The sequence below is a fragment of the Rhodomicrobium lacus genome (assembly GCF_003992725.1).
In the GTDB taxonomy this organism is placed as follows: Bacteria; Pseudomonadota; Alphaproteobacteria; order Rhizobiales; family Rhodomicrobiaceae; genus Rhodomicrobium; species Rhodomicrobium lacus.
Map to the genome: position 1 here is coordinate 233,907 of NZ_RZNF01000012.1, position 18,893 is coordinate 252,799.

Sequence of the window (18,893 nt, forward strand, 5' to 3'; positions counted from 1 at the left end):
ACTAGTCTCTTCGGAAGCCGTGTCATCCTAGCTTGACCGACTTATATGTCAATTCAAACTTACACTCGTTCTAGATGTCAGAATGAGGCTTCCTAGATGTCAGAATGAGGCTTCGAGCACGCGAACGAGCAGGGGTTGATGAGTGCCGCGCCGCCTGACAGAGGTGAAACCGGCGCGCCGCAGCAGGTCGCGAAGCTGCGCTTCGGTGCGGGGTCTGCCGCGTCCCATTGCCATCAGATAGAAACTGAAATAGGCCGCGACCTTTTCAGCGCCACGCGTTCCCGCCATCGGTTCGGCCACCACCAGCACGCCGCCTTGCGGCAACGCGGCGCGGACGGATGTGAGGATTTTCAGCGCCGTGTCGTCGTCATGGTCGAGCAGCACGCGAACGAGCGTCACGACGTCCGCCCCCTTCGGCAATTCCTTCGTGAAATCGCCGCCCGCCGCTTTCGCCCGGTGAGCGAGGTTCGCCGCCTTGAATTTCGCATTGGCGAGATCGGCCACGGCGGGCACGTCGAACAGCACGAGGTCGAGGCCGGGCACGCGCCTTGCCGCCGCGCGCAGGAACGTGCCGTCGCCGCCGCCGACATCCATCAGGCAGCGATGGCGCCTGAAATCGTAGGCGTCGAGCACTTCCTCGGCGATGGCGGGCTGCGTCGCCGCCATCAGCGCCGTATAGGCTGAAACCGCGTCGAGATCCGCGCTCGTGTCGCCCTCGGCATAGGGCCAGTAGGAGGCGAGATGCGTGCCCCTGTCCGCCGTCGGCTCGCCCGCGCCATGCGCCTTCGCTTCGCCGCGCAGAAGCGCGACCGGATCGGTCAGATCGCGATAAACGAGGCCGTGATGCTCCACCATCGCGGTGAGGCCCGGACTCGCGAGTACCGCCGCGCCGAGCCGCCCGAGGCCATGACGCCCGCCGCTTCGCTCCTCCACGAGCCGCAGGGCGACCGCCGCCGTCAGAAGCCGCGCCGTGGCATCCTCGCCAAGCCCGAGCCGCCGCGCGATTTCGTCCCGCGCCAAAGGTCCGTCGCGCAGATGATCGAACAGGCCGAGCCGCACGCACGAAAGCAGCACCTGCGAATAGATGAAGCCGGAGCAGAGATCGAACAGCGCCCCCGCCTCGCGCCGCGCAATCGGGCGGGTCAGCGGAAATGTTTCGGCGAAGCGGATGAAGCGCGGGCTCGACAGCACCCGGTCGCGGAACGCAAACGCGCGATCCAGCAGCGCGGTAAAGTTGCTTCGTTTATCCAATTTTGCGATATTTCGAGAGAGAGTCACCGCGCGTGGCCTGTTCGTTCTGCTTTTTGTCCCAAGCCCTGCCGTCACTCTTGGACGGTCACCGGTCGGCGTGTCAACGCCGTTCTTGCGGGAGATACATTTGCCGGAGACTCGTGTCGTCATCGTCGGTGCGGGCATAGGCGGGCTGTCCGCCGCTGTCAGTCTCGCCGCAGAAGGTCTGGCCGTCACCGTTGTCGAGAAATTCGACAAGCCGGGCGGCAAGATGCGCGAAGTCGACGCAGGCGGAGTGGCCATCGACGCCGGTCCGACCGTCTTTACCATGCGCGACGTCTTCGAGGCGATTTTCGAAAAGGCGGGCGCCTCGCTTTCGGATTATCTCACCGTCACGCCCGCGGAAATCATTGCGCGCCACGCGTGGGAAGACGGAAGCACGCTCGACCTCTTCGCGGACGAAGGGCGCAGCTTCGACGCGATCGCGGGGTTCGCAGGGCTTGAGAACGCGAAAGGCTACCGCGCCTTCTGCCGTGAGGCAGCCGAAATCTATCACATCCTCGACCGCTCGTTCATCCGGGCGCAGAAGCCGAGCCTGCCGAAACTGATCTGGCGCGTCGGCCCCCTCGCCTTCTCCGATCTCTGGCGCATGAACCCTTACGAGACCTTCTGGAACGCCGTTTGCCGCCACATGAGCGATGCGCGGCTGCGCCAGCTTTTCGCGCGCTACTCCACCTACTGCGGTGCCTCGCCTTTCGCCTCGCCCGCGACGCTGATGCTCGTGGCGCATGTCGAGCAGCAGGGCGTGTGGCTCGTGAACGGCGGCATGCACAAGATCGCCCGCGCGCTCGAAGCGCTCGGGCGAAGGCTCGGCGTCGTCTACCGCTACGGCATGGAAGTGGCGGAAGTGACCGCCGAATTCGGCCGGGCTTCGGGCGTTCGCCTCGCGAGTGGCGAGCATGTCGCCGCCGAAGCCGTGGTGCTCAACGCCGACCCCTCTCCCGTCGCGGCGGGCCACCTGGGCCGCGATGCCGCGAACGCCACCCGCCGCGTTCCGCCTCGCCGACGTTCGCTGTCGGCGCTGACGCTCGCCTTTCAGGCGGACGTTTCGGGCTTGCCTCTGGCGCGGCATACTGTCTTCTTTCCAGCCGCACCTTATAGCTCGGAATTTGACGCTATATTCCGGCAGCGAAAACTTCCGGCCGCGCCAACTGTTTATCTGTGCGCGCAGGATCGCGACGGAAGCGGGGAGCGAAGCGGAAACGGCGCCGAACGCTTCCTGACCGTCGTCAACGCGCCTGCCCTTGTCAATGGTTCCGGCCTCAGCCTAGCGGAGATCGAAGAATGCGAGACGAAGACTTTCCGGCTGATGGAAACATGCGGCCTCACGCTTCGCCCGCTGCCGGGAGCGATGGTGAGAGCCGCGCCGCAGGATTTCGAGACGCTGCTGCCGGGGACGGGGGGCGCGATCTACGGCCGGGCCTCGCACGGGTGGATGGCTTCGTTCCAGAGACAGGGGACGCGCTCGGCGATGCCGGGCCTCTATTTCGCGGGGGGGAGCGTCCATCCGGGGCCGGGCATTCCGATGGCGGCGCTGTCTGGCGCTCTCGCATCGGAGGCGCTACTTTCGGACCTCGCTTTGCCGAGACTGTTGCGCCGAATGGCTACGCCTGGTGGTATGTCGATGCGTTCAGTTCAGACCATCGCTACGGACTGACGATCATCGCCTTCATCGGCAGCGTTTTCTCGCCGTATTATGCGAAGGAACGCCGCCGCGCGCTCATCGACCCAACGCAACATTGCTCCATCAATGTTGCGGTTTACGGGCGGGGCGCTGCGCGCTGGGCCATGACCGAACGATGCCGCCACGCGCTCGGCGCGACGCCTGAATTGCTGGCCATCGGACCGTCGAGCCTCTCGTGGGACGGAACGCGCCTCACCGTGAACATCGACGAGAAGGCTCCGGTGACGGGGCTTCCCGTGCGAGGCGTCGTCACGCTCGAACCCGAAATACGCAGCGATTTCGCCACCGACTTCGGCACGAGCGGCCGCCATCTGTGGGCGCCGATCGCACCGCGCGCCCGCGTGGAGGCGCGGTTCGACGCGCCCGCCGTATCATGGACCGGCACCGGCTATTTCGACACCAATCGCGGCGACGAGCCGCTGGAGGACGGTTTCTCTTACTGGAACTGGTCGCGCGCCGCCCTCTCGGACAGCGCGGTAATGCTCTATGAGGGCATCCGGCAGAACGGCGCGAGGTTCAACATGGGTGTCAGGATCGCGGCCGATGGAAGCGTCGGCCCGGTAGAGCTTCGCGAGCGTTGTGACCTTCCGCTGACGCGCTACTGGAAGATGCCGCGAGAAACCCGGATCGACGCAGGGCACACGGCGAACGTGCTTCAAACGCTCGAAGACACGCCGTTCTATTCGCGCTCCATGATCGCCACGCATCTTCTCGGCGAGCCCGCGCACGCAATGCACGAGAGCGTTTCCCTCGACAGGTTCCGCAAGCGCTGGGTTCAGTCGCTGCTCGGCTGGCGCATGCCGCGCGTCACGTTGCAGGGGAGTTCACGCGGCGTTTTTGGAGTGGGCCGCGATCAGGTCGAATAAAATCGGCCTGCACTGAATAATTGTGGAAACAAATCGCCGTCATTTGTTTCTACGATACGAATCGGGCTCACGATTCAATGTCCGAAACATATTGCTAGAGGCAATAAGACGATGGCGAAGAAACCAGCAGCTCCGAAACCAGCCGAGAAGCCGGCGACAGCCAAGGCCGCCGCCGCTCCGGCGAAGCCCGCTCCGAAGGCGAAGAAGGGCAAGTAAGCTCGGTTCCGATTTCGGTCGAAAGGCGGGGCGCGAGAAATCGCGCTCCGTTTCGTTTGAGGTTTCGGCCATCGTCGTCCCGCCGATTTTCCGCGAAACCGCAGCGCTCGGCATCAAGCCTCGCGGATGACGTTCCGCATCCTGCCGATACCCTCGATCTCCGTTTCCAGCACGTCGCCGGGCTTCAGCCACTCGGGCGGGGTGCGGCCCATGCCGACGCCGGACGGTGTGCCGGTGGAGATGACGTCGCCCGGCTGAAGCGTCATGCCCCGCGAAAGCTCCGCGATGATGCGCGGGATCTTGAAATACATGTCGCGCGTGTTTCCGTCCTGCTTCACGACCCCGTTGACGCGGGTCACGATCCGCACAGCGCTCGCGTCGAACTCGCCCGCGGGCACGATCCAGGGTCCCATCGGCGCGGTGCCGTCGAGGCTCTTGCCCTTGAGCCACTGACCGCCATGGCGGGTTTTCTGAAGATCGCGCGCGGATACGTCGTTGATGGCAGTGTAGCCGAACACGTAATCCAGCGCCTCGAACTCGGTAATGTTCTTGCCGCGCTTGCCGATCACGACGCCGAGTTCGGCCTCCCAGTCGATCTGGGCCGAAATTTCGGCATCGTAGGGGATCGGATCGAACGGCCCGTTCAGCGCCGCAACACCCTTCGAGAAGAACACCGGATGCTCGGGCAGCTTCTGGTTCGGATCGCGGAAGGCAGCGCCCTCGCTGAAGTGCTCCAGATAATTCCAGCCCACGCAAAAGATGTTGCCGTTCAGGCGCGGCAGCGGGGGAAGGACGCGCAAATCCGATACATTGAAACCGCCACGCGCCTCGATCGCCGCAAGCTCGCGCACTTCCGCCAGCGCTTCCGCGCCGCCCTCGATGAGCGCGCGCATGGATGTGCCGTCGAAACCGAGCGAGCGGCCTGCCTTGCGCGCCGCTTCGGCGACATCGGTCACGTGGCCGTCCGGTCGAACGATGCCGAGCCTCACGGCTCCGTTCTCATTCGCGAAGGTGAGCAGCCTCAATTTCGAATCGAGCGGCACCTCGATGTTGGTCATCTCTGTTTCTCCTCTCGTCCGGAGATTGGCGCGGCGGGTCCGCGCTATCGCTTCCAGACTTCGCGTATCGTCTGATTTTTCCTTGCACCCTCCATTTGGGGCCGAGCGGAAGCTCGTGCAATCGGGAACGAAAACGGTCGGGCCTACGCAAGACGCGCAAATTAGAGTATGTAAAGGTTCGGCTCGCCGGATTAGGGACAGCCCATGCGCGCCTTTCGTTTGCTGATGCTCCTCTTCGTTTTTCTGTGCCTCGTGCCAATTCTGGCATTGGTGGGCGCGGGAGCGGCAGCGCGTGTCGCCGGATGCGATCTCGATCCCGGGCAGCCGCTGCCCTGCCCGGTCGCTGGCGGCGACTATGGAGACGAGCTGTTTTCGGTGCTGAATTTCGGAATGCACACGGTCGAAGCGATCGCCGTCCTTGGCGCACTCATTGCAGTGTGGGTGATCGTGGAAATCGTGGCGGCTATCGGCCGTACCCCAAGAGGTCCGAGACCATCGGAACAGGACCGCGACAGCAAGGCCTCGCCGCGCCGATGGCGGAAAGGTGCCGCTCAGACCCCCGCCGCTTCGCGGAAGCGTGCACGCGGATCGTAGGGGTGCTTCTTCGCCCACTCCTGCATGAAGCGCTCAAGCTCGGGGTCTATCGCGGGCGGCAACATGATCTTCAGTGTGATGAGCTGATCGCCATGCGTGCCGGTACGCGCGTTTGTGACACCCTTGCCGCGAAGCCGCAGCACCTGACCGCTCGACGCGCCCTTCGGGATCGCGACCGTCACGCGCCCGCCGATGGTCGGAACCTCGACACGACTGCCAAGCACCGCCTCATGAAGCGAAACCGGCAGTTCCAGCGTGATGTTGTCGCCGTCGCGCGCAAACAGCGGATGGGGCTGTATCTTCAGTTCGATGAGCGCGTCGCCGGGCTCGCCGCGCCCGGCGCCCGGGCCCCCCTTGTGGCGAAGCCTGAGCGTCTGCCCGCTCTCGACACCCGCCGGCACCGTGATGTCGAGCGTCTCGTTATCGGGAAACTGCACGCGCTTCTTCACGCCGTTGACGGCTTCGAGAAAGCTGATTTCGAGGTTGTAGCGGTAGTCCATGCCGCGCATGGTGAAGGCGCCGGACGGTCCGCGTCTGCCGAACAGGTCGCCGAAGATGTCCGAGAAATCTCCGCCGCCCGCGCCGCCGTTCTGATAGCCGCCGAAGCCTTCGTATTCGCGTCCTCCGCCGCCCGCGCCGTAATCGCGGTAGAACTGGTGAGCGCGTTCATTGCCCATCGAGTCGATCTCGCCGGCGTCGTAACGCTTGCGTTTCTCCGGGCTCCCAAGCACGGCGAAGGCCGCCGACACGCGCTTGAACTTCTCCTCGGAGACCGGATCTCCCTTGTTCTGATCCGGATGCAGGTCCTTGGCGAGCTTGCGGTACGCCCGACGGATCTCGTCGTTCGTCGCGGTGCGCTTCAGCCCTAGAACAGCGTAAAGATCTTGATCCATGGAACGTCGGGTGCAGGAGTGTGTCAGCGTTGCGAACTATGCAAAGACCGTTACAGAGCGACGGGAGTCAAGCTTAACTTATCCCCGCCGGGGCCGTCCTCAACGCGGACGCGCATTATCCCCCGAACAACCCCCCGAAAAATGTCTGTTTCACATGTTTAGACACAACCACCTCCGGTTGCAACGCCATCTCGCGCGCGACGGAGCGCAGGCGCCGGCGTAATTGCTCGCCGTCGAGCGATTCGAGCTTCGTCGGCAAGGACAGCACAAGCTTGCCCTGCTCACAAAGAAGTGTCGTCTGCGGGAGCAGGCCCTTCATTCCCGCCGTCAGCGTATGGGCGAGGCGAACCGTTTGCCCGATGATCAGCGCGCGCTTCTGAAGCGGTCGCGGCAGAAGATGTGCAAGTTTCGGCATCAGCTCGCCTTGAAGCTTCCGCTCGTAGCGATGGTAGACGCACAGCGCAAGGAAGGCGCGGCCAGGGTGATCGATCCCCGCGAACGCCGATTGCGAGATGAGAACAGCGCTCTGCTCGCCCCGGTAATCGGGATGCGCGCGCCAGGAAATGTCCGACAGAAGGCAGGCCGCGTGGCGCAGGCGGCGCTCGTCCGCATGTTCGTGCTCGTTGGAACGCGCGAAGAGACCGTCCGTCCATTCGATCAGCTCGCGCCCGTGCTGGAGTGAGCGCGCGCGCATCGCCGCAACCGTTTCGCACGCCGAGAGCAGAGGATCTTCGGCGCGCTCCGCCTCGCTGAGAAGCCGGTAGATCGTGCCTTCGCGCACGCCGAACGCCGAGAAGATCACGTCGGAAGGCTGCATCTTGCGGATCAGCGAATTGAGCAGCAACGCGCCAAACGGCACCGTTTCCTCGCGTCCCGCCGACATGCCCGCGAGCCGCTTCAGCCCCGTCGGCGAGTTGTTGGCGTAGCGCGCGGTGATTTGCAGCGCCTTCCGTGCATCCATCTTGTAGCCGTGCACGGCGGAAAGCGGATAGTTCGTCTGGGCCATATGCAGCTTGGCGAGCGCACGCCACGTGCCGCCGATCGCATAGAAATTTTCGCCGCGCACATGGTTCAGCCACTCCACCGAGGCAAGCGCATCCTCGATGATGGGAATGGCTTCGGTCTTCTCGCCACGGGTTCTCTCGGCCAGCGACAAACTCCCGAGCGGCAGGGAAATCTTGTCGGACAGCGTTTCGCCATCGATGCGCACAAGCTCCATGCTCCCGCCGCCGAGGTCGCCGACGATGCCGCGCGGATTCACGAACCCCGCGCGAACGCCCGTGGCGGCAAGCTCCGCCTCTTCGGCGTTGCCGATCACGCGGATCGGGACGCCGCAGGCCTCCTCCGCCTTCGCGAGAAATTCCGGGCCGTCTTCAGCCCAGCGGACCGCTGCTGTCGCGAACGGATGAATGTCGCGCTCGCGAACGCCACAGATGTCGGCGAGCTTGCGGAAGCGCGCCAGCGAGGCGAGCGCGCTTGGCACCGTTTCGGGATTGAGGCGCTTCAGCTCGTTGAGATAGCGGCCGAGCCCGCACATCGCCTTTTCCTGAAAAAGGGGAGTTGGAGCGCGGGTGAGCCTTTCATACACGACAAGGCGGATGGAGTTCGAACCGATGTCGATGACGGCCACCGGGCGCGCGCCAGGCAACCGCCCACTTATCGAACCGAGCGTCGAATTATCCACAAATCATCCTCGTGCGCTGGGGCATGGGTTTGCTTGACATTGCTGCCCGCCTTCAAGCAGGCGCGTGCGCTTCACCCATGACACTTGTTGAAGCCCGTGAAGGCTGGAGTTTTACATTTGATCCGGCTGCCGCAGCCGGTGGCTCGATGTAAATTCTCTGCGTCAGGCATGCGGCGCCGATGCGACCGCGAAACGTCGCGGGAAATTCTGCTTGAGTGCGCCGCCGCGCCCGGAAAGGCTGGGATTGGTCATGAAATACTCATGCGCGCTGAAGGGTTCCTCGCCGGGCTTCAGATGAAAGCGCTGGGAGCTGCCATCGCTCTCGATTTTCCAGCTCTGGAGATTATCCTTCAGATTGGCGATCATGATCTGGTCGAGAACCTGTTCGTGGACGGTTGAATTCGTTATCGCGGTCATGGCCTCGACGCGCCGCTCAAGGTTGCGCGGCATCATGTCGGCGGAACTGATATACACATGCGCATCCTCGGATGGCAATCCGTGCCCTGCCCCGAAACAATAGATGCGTGAATGTTCCAGAAATCGTCCGATGATGCTTTTCGCGCGGATGTTTTCGGAAAGTCCGCGAATGCCGGGCTTGAGGCAGCAGATGCCGCGGATGACGAGGTCGACGGGTACGCCTGACAGACTCGCCTCATACAGCGCATCGATCACCTCGGGATCGACGAGCGCGTTGAGCTTCATCCAGATCGCGGCGGGGCGCCCAGCCTTGGCGTGAGCGATCTCGTTATGGATCTCCTCGATGATCCGAGCCTTGATGCCGTGGGGCGAGATATACATGCGTTCGAGGTTGTTCGGGCGGCTGTAGGTCGTCACGTAATTGAAGATGCGCGACACGTCACGGCCGACAGCCGGATCGGCCGTGAAATAGGACAGGTCCGTGTAGATCTTCGCCGTCGCCGGGTGATAATTGCCGGTGCCGATGTGGCAATAGGTGCGAAGCTCGCCGTTCTCCTTGCGCACAACCTGACCGAGCTTCGCATGCGTCTTGAGGTCGAGCTGGGTCAGGCCGTAGACCACGTGCACGCCCACCGCTTCGAGCTGCTTCGCCCATTCGAGGTTGTTCAATTCGTCGAAGCGGGCCGTCACCTCGATCATCACGGTCACGCTCTTGCCCGCCTCGCGCGCCTGCCGGAGCGCCTCCACGATGGGAGAGCGTTTCGACGTGCGGTAGAGCGTCCATTTGATGGCGACGACATCGGGATCGGATGCGGCCTGCCGCAGATATTGCAGCACCACGTCGAACGACTCGTACGGGTGATGAACGATGATGTCCTTGGCCGAGATGGCCGCGAAACAGTCATTGTCGAACTCGGCGATCCGTTCCGGAAAGCGGATTTCAAAGGGCTTGTAGAGCAGGTCCGGCCGATCGTTCACGATAAGTTGCGAGACGTCGGCGATGGCGAAAAGTCCATCGACCGGCACCACGTCGTCTCGCCCGATCTTGAGCCCGGCGATGATGAGTTCGCGCGCGGGCGCAGGCAACGACGCGCTCATTTCGAGCCTGATCACCTCGCCGAGCTGCCGCCGCACCAGCGCCTTGCGGAGCACCTTCTGAAGATCCTCGCTTTTTTCCTGAAACTCGATCTCGCTGTTCCGCAGCGGCCTGAAGAGGCCGACATGCCTGACCTTGAAGCCCGGCAACAGCGTGTGCGCGTAAAGCGCGATCAGCACTTCCATCGCGATGAAGCGGATCACGGGCTTGCCGCCCTCGCCTTCCGTCTGCGGCAGACGGATGAAGCGATCGAGACCGTTCGGGATCACGACAAGCGCATACATCAGGCGCGGTTCGCCCTCGAAATCCGAATCGCGGACGAGAGTGAGTTCCCGTGTGCATTCCAGCACGAGCACCAGTTCCTGACTCTGCACGTGCGGGAAAGGATGCGCGGCGTCCACCGCCACGGCACTCAGCGCCGAAAAAACCCGCCGCATGAAATAGATTTCGAGCCAATCCCGTTCCGCGTCGGAAATCGACGCCGCGGTGGCGATCTGGATGTTCTCCTGCTCCATCTCCTCGCGAAGCGCGTTCCAGCGCTCCTGCTGAATCGCGGAAAGCGGAACGACGGATTCGTTGATCTTGTCCACCTGCTGCTTCGGCGTCAGTCCGTCGGGCGAGACTTCAACGATCTCGGTCGCCGCCTGTTCGTGCAGCCCCGCCACGCGCACGCGATAGAACTCATCGAGGTTGGAGCCCGAAATCGCCAGAAACCGAACGCGCTCCAGAAGGGGGTTGCGGGTGTTCGCCGATTCCTCAAGGACGCGCTTGTTGAATGCGAGCCACGACAATTCCCTGTTGAAGAAGCGTTCCACGCCAAAGGCTTCTATTCTGTCCCGGTATGTGGGGGCAGGTTCGGCTTCGGCGATTTTCATTTCCATGATCTCCGTTTTGGCGTCCTTGTGACGCGTGAATTGCGCACTCAGAGCTTGGAAGCGCTTTGTGACATGACGAACACAAGACACCGAGGCAAAACGCCGGAAGGCACGTTTTGCTCGCAGCGGTCGATGGTGCGGACGTTCACGCGACGAACAAACTGATTTTGAAAAGATGACGCCGCGCCCGCACCGTCGCAAGAGCTTCTTCCGGCGGATTTGCTCGGGCAATCCGGAGACGCAAAGGCGTTGGCTCCCGCCGGCGCAGGGCGGTGCTGCGCGGCCTCCGGGGCGCGCGGCTTCAGATGCCGTCGTCCGGCTCGTCGTCCCCGCTGTCCGGTCCGCCCCCCGCCGCCTTCAGGACCTTGGCCGCGAAGCTGCGCGTGATCCGGCGGCGTTCGGCCAGCGCCGCCTTGTCGAGCAGAGACGCCACGGCATCCGCCGCCGCCATCGAGCGCTCGATGCGCTGGACGAGATAGGCAATCACGTCCGGGGCGATCTCGATGCCGCGATCGCTGAAATGCTTCAGAAGAAGCGCGGCCAGATGCTCCTCGTCCGGGGGCTGAATTTCGGCCGTTGGATAGGAGCGGATGCGCGAGCGCAGATCCGGCAGTGCGATCCGCCAGCTTCCGGGCGGCGTTCGCGCGGTCAGGAGAATGAATGAGCCGTGTTCGCGCGCCAGGTTCAGATGATGAAACAGCGCCGTCTCGGGCAGACCTGACGCGTCCACATCCTCCAGAACGAGCGGCTGCCAGGGCGCGGCCCAAATGTGACTTCCGAGAAGCGCGGGGTCGGCGAATGCCGCGTTCGCCCGCGCGCTCCAGATATGGGCGAGATATGTCTTGCCCGATTGCGGCGGGCCCCAGATGACGGCCGCAGGCGCGTGCCAGTCCGGCCATTGGCCGACGAGGCCGAAGGCGCGGCCGTTTCTGGCCGTCACGAAGAAGTCGCCCTCGTCATAGGCGAAACGCCGGGGCAGATCGAGCACGAGCTGGGATGACATCAACCGGCCTCAGCCGATGGCCGCTGTCTTGCGCGGCTTCGTGCCTTCGACCGCTTCCACTGCGGCGCTACCCTTTTGCTCGTCATAAATTTCGCTTTCCTGATATTTTCGGATCGCAAAGCGCACCAGCACGCCGATGACCGCCGCAAGCGGTACCGAGATCAGAAGGCCGGTGAAGCCGAGAAGATAACCCGACGCGACGAGCGCGAAAAGGAGCCATACCGGATGTAGCCGCACCTGATTTCCGACGATGTTCGGCGTCAGCACGTTGCCCTCGACGACTTGCCCGAAGATGAAAACTCCGACAACGAGCGCCACCATGGCGTAATCCGGCGCAAATTGAGCAAGCGCCACGCCGCCCGCGACCAGCAGCCCGCTCGTCGATCCGAGGTATGGCACGAAGCTGACGATGCCTGCGAAAAGGCCGATGAGGAGGCCGTAATTCAGCCCGATCAGGCCGAGCGTCACCATGTAGAACACCGACAGGATCGACAGGACGATGAACATCCCGCGCAGATAGCCGGAAATCGTGTCATCGACCTCGCCCGCAAGTTTGCGGATCGTCGGCGCGTCCCGCTTCGGAAGAAGGCTGTCGACGGACGCGAGCATCTTGTCCCAGTCGCGCAGCAGGAAGAACGTTACCACCGGCGTCAGAAAGAGAAGCGCGAGCGTGTTGAAGAAGGCGAGGCTGCTTTCCGCAAGGCTCCGCAGATAGCTGGCGACCACGCCAGCCACATCCTGTGCCTGCCCCTGCGCCGCGCCCGTACCCTCCTGTTGCTGAACCGTGCTCTGAATCGACTTGATATATTGCGGGTAATGCTCCCAGAGATAGGCGCGCGCGCGCTGATAATAGCCCGGCAGATCCTGCGCAAATTGCCGAAGCTGATCGACCAGCGGAGGAATGAGCAGCGCGAAGATCGCGACGAAGATCAAGATCAGCACCGCGATGATCGCAAACGCCGCCGCGCCGCGATGGACGCCGATGCGGTTAAGCCGATTGACCAGCGGATGAAACAGGTAGGCGAGCACGAACCCCGCCGCGAAGGGCATGAGCACGTCGGCGAACACCATGAGCCCCATCGTGCCGAGGGCGACGACCGCCACCCAGAACGTGGCATGCGGGGAGAGACGGATCGTATTGTCCATGCTGACGCTTTACTCCCTGAGCCTGATGGCTTTTCGCCTGGAATCCAAGCGATAGGTTTATTTATCGTCCGTTGAAGGCGCCGGCGCTGCCGCCTGTCGAAGCGAGGGCCGCTCGCATCAACGTTCGAGCCGCGGCAGAGTTTCCTTCGCTGCCTCAATGGCGCGGAAACGGAGCGGCGAACCGGCCCTGCTTGTGGGCGCGACTGTAGCGGCGCGCCCCAAAGAGGCAAGACATAAGGGGCAACACGGAGCACCTTGCGGCGACGACGCGTGGCTTTCATGCCCTCACGTTTTTGTCGCGCTATCCGAGAAGCGGCCAAAGAACCATCAGCAGCCCGGCCGTAGCCACTCCCCAGACGAGAGTGCGAATGTAGGGAACGCCGAAGGCATAAAGCGGCACGTAGGCGACGCGTCCCCAGAAATAGAGCTGCGCGCCGAGCGCGGTGGTGGCGCTTTCCCGCCCCGCGGCGTGTGCCACGAGCACCGCGGCGACGAACAGCGGCAGCGTCTCGTAAAGGTTCGCCTGCGCGCGGCCCAGCCGATCCGCTATCGGATTGAGCGGCGGCTGCCTTTCGTCCCGCGCGCCCATGTTCCATTTCGCGCCGTATTGCGCCGTCCGTGCGATGGAGAAAAGGCCGATCTGCACGATGGCCAGCACGACGGTCCACGCCAGCATCGTAAGTTCCGTGGTCATGCGATCTTTTCTCCAGCGAGGTTGTCGGCGATGGGGCGTCCGCCAACCGGACGGATCTATCGCGCGGCAACGAGGAAAGGTTCGAGGGCAGGAGCATCGCACGCATCGAGGGCCGAAAAAAGCCGCTCCCACTCCGCGGCACGGTCGTCCCAGCGGGCGAGCCCGCTCCCGGCTATGCACGCGCGATTGAGGCGAAGCCAGAGCGCGTCATCCGCGAGGACCTCGCTGGCATGCCGCGTGAAAGTCTCGGCGCTGCTGGCAAGAAAGCCGGTTTCGCCGTGGCGCACGCGCTCCTTCAGCGCGCCGATCCCGCATGTGACGAGCGGAACGCCCGAGGCCGTTGCCTCCGCGGCCGCAAGGCAAAAGGTTTCGTCGAGGTCGCCGGGGATGAGCATCACGCGCGCGGTCCTGAGTTCGGCCGCAAGCTCTGCCCGCGCGACGCCCCCGCGTATCTGCACGCCCGGTCCGGCACCGCCGATGCGCGCGGCGGCTTCATCAAGGCTCGACTGGGGGCAGAACACGTGCAATTCCGCATCGGGAACGGCCGCGCGAATACCGGGCCAGAGGCGCGCCACGAAATCGAGCCCGCGCGAGGGCCGCGAACAGAAGACGGCCTTCGCGGCGCGCGGCGTCGCGTCCGGCTCCGGCGCGAAGAATATCTGCGCCACGCCGTGGGCGATCTCCACGCGGCGGCGGTACGGCACGCGCCGGTCGAGCGTCGATGCGTGGTAGCCACCGAGCAGCACCGCCATCGGCCGATGCCAGAGGAGGGCGAGCGCATTACGCCGCTTGAGAAATTTGCGAAGCGTCGGCGGCGTATGCAGCCATGTCAGCTTGTGGCGCGCCTTGAAGCCCCAATAAAGCCGGTCCGAGTTGAGCGCGATGGCGACATCGACAGGCGGCAGATCTGAGCGGCTGTCGAGCGGTAGCCACGTCACGCCGCTCTCCACAGACGACGTCTTGAGGCGGTTCAGCGCGAAGACACGATGGCCGCGCCGCGCAAGCGCCTCCGCGAGATAAATCGCCGAGCTTTCGGTCCCGCCCAACGCGCCCGCGCGAAGCGAAGCGCCCGTATAGGCGGGATGCTTGTGGTTCGCATGCAGAATCGCGATCGTCGCCAAGGGATTGCTCGCCGAACTGTATCAACCGGCTCATACCAACCTATGGTTGCACATTCAAGCGTCTTACTGCGACGTCGTCGTAAATCCGTTGGATATCGCTGCCGCGGAGCCGCGAAGCGTGGACAGGCGCTGCGCCGACGCCTGAAGGTCCGCCAGCGCAAGCGTGCCGTTTCTCACGGCGTCGGCAATCGCGGCCGCCAGAGCCGCGCGCGTCGCCGCCGGGCTTTCCTTGCCGCCATCCACCACCAGCACGTCGCAGCCTTTGGCGAAGGAGGACACCGTTTCAGCGGCGCCCGCCGTCATCGTGAGAAGGCAGAAGCGAGGGCCCCGCACGAGGTTTTCATAGGCCGAAAGCGATGCCGTCTCATCGCCGATCGTCGCCGCGACCGGCGTGCCCGGATAGGCGACGAGGAGCGACTTCAGGGCGCGCACGGAAAGCTCGCTTTGATCCACCACCGGCACGGCAATAACGTTGGTGTCCTTGTGGCCCAGGATGAAAGTCTTGGCAAAAACGCCGGATTGCAACGGATTCGCGCCGAAGCTCGACGGGTCCGCCGCCGCCCCCGAAGGGCTGAGCGCCGGGCCGAAATTCAGGTTGAAGCCGAGATGCGCAAGGTTGAAACCGAGCGAGCGATAGGTGGAATAGGCGTACTCCGGATCGCCCCTGCCCGCTATGTCGCCAGGGGCTGGCCACGCCTCGAACTCCTTCAGTTGCGGCAGCGCGTCTTCCTTGCCGCCGATCTCACGGATCGCGAAGAAGGGCCGTTGAGCCGCGTTTCCCTGCCAAAGAAACTTCACGAGGTCGCGCAGCTGAGCCTTGGAAGCGATATTCTGCCGCGAGAACATCGCGCCTGCAATCTGGCCGGATTGCAGCATGGCGCGCATGGCTTTCGGACCGACATCGGCGGGAAGCGTGCCGGGAAAGCGAAGGAACAGCACCTTTCCCACCGCACGGTCGATCTCGGGGTCGATGGCGGGGCCAATCGGAAGCGGCGCTTCGATGGGCGCGGTCGCCGGAGCGACGGGCTTCGGCTTCTGCTGCGCCTCGGCGGTTCCGTTTGTGGCGGTGGGCCGCTTCGGTTTCGGCTGCGCTTCGCCGGCGTTGACAGGCGATGATTTCTGTTGCTGCTGCTGCGGTTTCTGCGGGGTGGTGGGCGTCGTCGTTGCCCAGCCCTCGCGGGGCTGACGCCGCAGGCGATCGAGTTCCTGCTTGAGCTTCCGCTGCGCTTCGGCGTCCGCATCGTCAGCGGATGCGCCATTGTTTTGCGCGGTTTTTACCCATTGTCGGCTATTGTCGCCGATGGTGCGCGCTTCGAGCGGTGCTTCCTTGGCGGACGCCACACCGCTATACTCCACCGCGCCGCTCCCCGCACAAGGTTTGGCGGCGATAAGGGCTAGGCCGAGAGCGAGTCCGCGCAGGATGGGAATGTTTCGATGCGCCATTGGCTCAAACGTCGCAGTGGTTTTCATTGTGTTAGCGGAATGCGCGAACAGGGTAAAGCAGGCTCTGCCGCCGTCCGGCGCGCGGGCGCGACCGTGGCTTTCGCCTCGATCCTAACCGCGGCAGTCTTGACTTTCGGTATCGCGGGGGTGGCAAGTGCCGCGCCCGACAAGACGGCGCTCAAGGCGCAGGAGGGAAGTTCGGCGCTCCTTCGCGGCCGCTACGACCTCGCCGTTACTGCCTATGACGAGGCGCTTCGCGAGGCGGGTCTACCGCCCGCTCGTCAGGCTACCATCCTTTCGGATCGCGGCGTCGCGAAATGGCGCCTGAAACAGCTTGAAGACGCCGCGGCCGACTTCACCAAGGCGGTTTCGCTCAACCCTGACTACGCGCTCGCCTGGAACAATCGCGGCAACGTCTTTCTGGAAATGAACCGGCCGGAGGACGCCTTCCGGGACTTCGACCGCGCGGTGGCGCTTTCGCCCGATTTCGGCGCGGCCTATGCGAACCGCGCCAATGCGAGCCAGAAGCTCAACCGCCAGGACGCCGCCGAAAAGGATTTCCGCAAGGCAATCGAACTGATGCCCGCAAGTTCCATTCCCCTGAACGGGTGCGGAAGGATCGCGGCTGGCTTCGGCCGCCTCTACACCGGGCTTCGCTATCTGAACCGCGCCATCGCGCTGAACGCGCAATTCGCCCCGGCCTACCAGAACCGGGCGGCGATCTACGCGGCGCTGAAGCGGAACGACGAGGCGGCGCAGGATCTCGACAAGGTGATCGCGCTCGCCCCGGACAACGCCGCGCTCTATGTGGCGCGGGGACAGGCCCACGCAAAGGAAAGGCGCTTCGCTCAGGCGTTTCGCGATTTCACCAAGGCCGTCGAAATCGCTCCGGACAACGTCCCGGCGCTGATCGGGCGTGCCTCGCAGAACCTCGAACGCAAGCGGGCCGACCTCGCGCTGGAAGACCTGAACCATGCGATCTCGCTGGACGCAAACGCCGCGGAAGCCTGGTTCTGGCGCGGTCAGGCGAAATATGGCACGGGCGACACGGACGGTGCGGACGCGGACTTGTCGAAGGCCATCGAACTTGCGCCCGCCCACGCCGACGCCTATCGCTTCCGGGGCAGCTACCGAGAGCGCGGCGGGCGCCGTGACGAAGCCATCGCCGATTACCGCAGGGCTCTCGAACTCGATCCGCTCAATCGCGACCTGCGCGACGGCTACAAGACGGCGAGCGGCGAGACGGCCGATGCCGTGGTGAAGCCTCTCGCGCCTGCCGTCGACGGCTGGGAGGTGTTCCGCTCTTCGGCCGGCCACTATACGGCGCTGAACGAACGCTATCCCAAATTGCCGGTGATCCTCGAAACGCAGGGCGACGCGCCGGCCGAGATCCTCGAATGGACGCCGCTGAAGGAAACGCTCGCGGGCATCGGCCTGTTGCGCTACCGGTCGGGCGAGAAAGGCGCACTCCCTCACGAATATGTCGCCATCATAGATCTTTCGCGCGCTCAGGTGGCGGGCATCGAGCCCTACATCACGGGTGAGGCAAAATCGAAATGGGCGTGGACGCAATATGGCGTCACGGTCACCGACACCGACGGACTTTCGAGCACCTACGACTTGAGGAAACCGAGGCAGGAGATGCCGCAGGCGGCCCGACGCGACGACAACCCGTGGACGACGGTCTTCGGTGGAGGAAGCGGCGGGGGCAACGGCGGGGCCCGGCGCGGCGGCTCCGGCATCTTCGGCTGGCTTTTCCGGTGATGTCGCTCGGGCCGGTAAAAATGGCAGCGGTGGCGTCAGCATTGGCGGCGGCAGGCTGCGCGGCCACCACCGCCGACAGTCTGCCTTCGCTCAAGGCCGATACATCGAGGCTCACCGTATCGGGGCTCTCGTCCGGCGGCTACATGGCCGGGCAGTTTCAGGTTGCTTTTTCTGAGCGCGTCAAAGGCGCCGGCATCGTGGCGGCCGGGCCGTTCGGATGCGCCATGAGCGCGGGCGCGAAGGCGATCCCCGTCTTCCCGGCGGCGCTCGCGCTGAACACGGCGCAGGCGCAGAACGGCTGCATGGCCGACTACCTTTCGTCGCTCGGCGTGCTCGACGCGAGCCGGCTGCTGGCGCAGGCGAAGAAGCTTGCGGACGCGGGCTCAATCGATCCGCTGTCGAATCTCAAGACGTCGAAGATCTACCTTTATTCGAGCGCGAACGACCGCACGGTTGCGCTCTCCGTGGTGAAGGCCGCGCGCGACTTTTATCTCGCGGCGGGGGTGCCCGAAGCGAACATCGATTTCGTCTCGGGCGGGGCTGGCGGCCATGCGTTTTCCACGGCAGGCGAGGGAAATGCGTGCGAGCTGTCCGAGCCGCCTTTCGTCAACAACTGCAACTACGATCAGGCCGGGGCGATCCTGCGTTTCCTCTATGGCGCCCTCGAACCGAAGGGCACGGCGGCGGAAGCGGATTTCGCGCTTTTCGACCAGCGCCGCTACGCTTCATCCGACGCAACGCTGGCGGATGAAGGCGTGGTCTATGTGCCGCCCGCCTGTCGCGGCGGTGGCTGCCGCGTGCATGTGCTGTTCCACGGCTGCAAGCAGACCCGCGCGCTCGTCGGCGACGCGGTGACGAAGAAGTCGGGCTTCACCGATTGGGCCGCGACGAACCGGCTGATCGTGCTTTTCCCGCAGGTCGAGGCGTCGGCCGCAAATCCCAACGCCTGCTGGGACTGGTGGGGCTACACCGGCCTCGATTTTCTCACGAAGAACGCCCCGCAGATGAAAGCCGTCGCAGCGATGGTGGAGGCGCTCGGCAAGTAGGCA

The 18,893-nt window shown here is 64.2% G+C and carries 15 protein-coding genes; 5 read left to right on the plus strand and 10 right to left on the minus strand.

Annotated features, from left to right (window positions below; translation table 11 throughout):
- Window positions 1-99: 99 nt before the first annotated feature.
- Complete coding sequence (locus EK416_RS10525) at window positions 100-1,251, minus strand: methyltransferase (protein WP_127077450.1); 1,152 nt, start codon at window positions 1,249-1,251, stop codon at window positions 100-102.
- 127 nt (window positions 1,252-1,378) lie between these two features.
- Between EK416_RS10525 and crtD the strand changes: the two genes are divergently transcribed.
- Together crtD and EK416_RS10535 are read left to right on the plus strand one after the other, a co-directional pair.
- Window positions 1,379-2,947: a 1-hydroxycarotenoid 3,4-desaturase CrtD gene (crtD, locus tag EK416_RS10530; RefSeq protein WP_127077451.1), complete on the plus strand. Its 1,569-nt coding sequence runs from the start codon at window positions 1,379-1,381 to the stop codon at window positions 2,945-2,947.
- A gap of 131 nt (window positions 2,948-3,078) precedes the next feature.
- Entirely contained in the window at window positions 3,079-3,840 is a 762-nt protein-coding gene (locus EK416_RS10535; RefSeq protein ID WP_245434020.1) for a carotenoid 1,2-hydratase, read from the plus strand.
- A gap of 329 nt (window positions 3,841-4,169) precedes the next feature.
- Here EK416_RS10535 and EK416_RS10545 read toward each other — a convergent pair whose 3' ends face one another.
- Entirely contained in the window at window positions 4,170-5,114 is a 945-nt protein-coding gene (locus EK416_RS10545; RefSeq protein ID WP_127077452.1) for a fumarylacetoacetate hydrolase family protein, read from the minus strand.
- Between the two features lie 204 nt (window positions 5,115-5,318).
- Between EK416_RS10545 and EK416_RS10550 the strand changes: the two genes are divergently transcribed.
- Window positions 5,319-5,708, plus strand: a complete 390-nt coding sequence (locus EK416_RS10550) for a hypothetical protein (RefSeq protein WP_127077453.1) — start codon at window positions 5,319-5,321, stop codon at window positions 5,706-5,708.
- Here the strand turns inward: EK416_RS10550 and EK416_RS10555 are convergent.
- The 8 genes from EK416_RS10555 to EK416_RS10590 form a co-directional block, all read right to left on the minus strand.
- Window positions 5,666-6,601 carry a DnaJ C-terminal domain-containing protein gene (locus tag EK416_RS10555; protein ID WP_127077454.1) on the minus strand — a complete coding sequence of 312 codons (936 nt, stop codon included), beginning with the start codon at window positions 6,599-6,601 and terminating at the stop codon, window positions 5,666-5,668. The two genes, EK416_RS10550 and EK416_RS10555, sit on opposite strands and share 43 nt — an antisense overlap.
- Before the next feature lie 115 nt (window positions 6,602-6,716).
- Window positions 6,717-8,285, minus strand: a complete 1,569-nt coding sequence (locus tag EK416_RS10560; RefSeq protein WP_127077455.1) for a Ppx/GppA phosphatase family protein — start codon at window positions 8,283-8,285, stop codon at window positions 6,717-6,719.
- Window positions 8,286-8,447: 162 nt separating this feature from the next.
- Entirely contained in the window at window positions 8,448-10,673 is a 2,226-nt protein-coding gene (locus tag EK416_RS10565; protein WP_127077456.1) for an RNA degradosome polyphosphate kinase, read from the minus strand.
- 301 nt (window positions 10,674-10,974) lie between these two features.
- A complete protein-coding gene (locus EK416_RS10570) occupies window positions 10,975-11,676 on the minus strand; it encodes an HdaA/DnaA family protein (RefSeq protein ID WP_127077457.1) in 702 nt (233 codons plus the stop codon).
- A gap of 9 nt (window positions 11,677-11,685) precedes the next feature.
- Window positions 11,686-12,822 (minus strand): AI-2E family transporter, encoded by a 1,137-nt coding sequence (locus EK416_RS10575; RefSeq protein WP_127077458.1) that lies wholly within the window; start codon window positions 12,820-12,822, stop codon window positions 11,686-11,688.
- 301 nt (window positions 12,823-13,123) lie between these two features.
- The gene (locus tag EK416_RS10580) at window positions 13,124-13,516 is read right to left on the minus strand and encodes an MAPEG family protein (RefSeq protein WP_127077459.1); all 393 of its coding nucleotides are present in this window, start codon (window positions 13,514-13,516) and stop codon (window positions 13,124-13,126) included.
- A 56-nt stretch (window positions 13,517-13,572) separates the two neighbouring features.
- Entirely contained in the window at window positions 13,573-14,637 is a 1,065-nt protein-coding gene (locus EK416_RS10585) for a glycosyltransferase family 4 protein (protein ID WP_127077460.1), read from the minus strand.
- A gap of 63 nt (window positions 14,638-14,700) precedes the next feature.
- Complete coding sequence (locus EK416_RS10590; protein WP_164729983.1) at window positions 14,701-16,080, minus strand: glycoside hydrolase family 3 protein; 1,380 nt, start codon at window positions 16,078-16,080, stop codon at window positions 14,701-14,703.
- A gap of 126 nt (window positions 16,081-16,206) precedes the next feature.
- Between EK416_RS10590 and EK416_RS10595 the strand changes: the two genes are divergently transcribed.
- Window positions 16,207-17,844, plus strand: coding sequence for a tetratricopeptide repeat protein (locus EK416_RS10595; RefSeq protein ID WP_164729984.1), 1,638 nt, complete (start codon window positions 16,207-16,209; stop codon window positions 17,842-17,844).
- A gap of 20 nt (window positions 17,845-17,864) precedes the next feature.
- Window positions 17,865-18,890 (plus strand): extracellular catalytic domain type 2 short-chain-length polyhydroxyalkanoate depolymerase, encoded by a 1,026-nt coding sequence (locus EK416_RS10600; RefSeq protein WP_127077463.1) that lies wholly within the window; start codon window positions 17,865-17,867, stop codon window positions 18,888-18,890.
- Window positions 18,891-18,893: the final 3 nt, after the last annotated feature.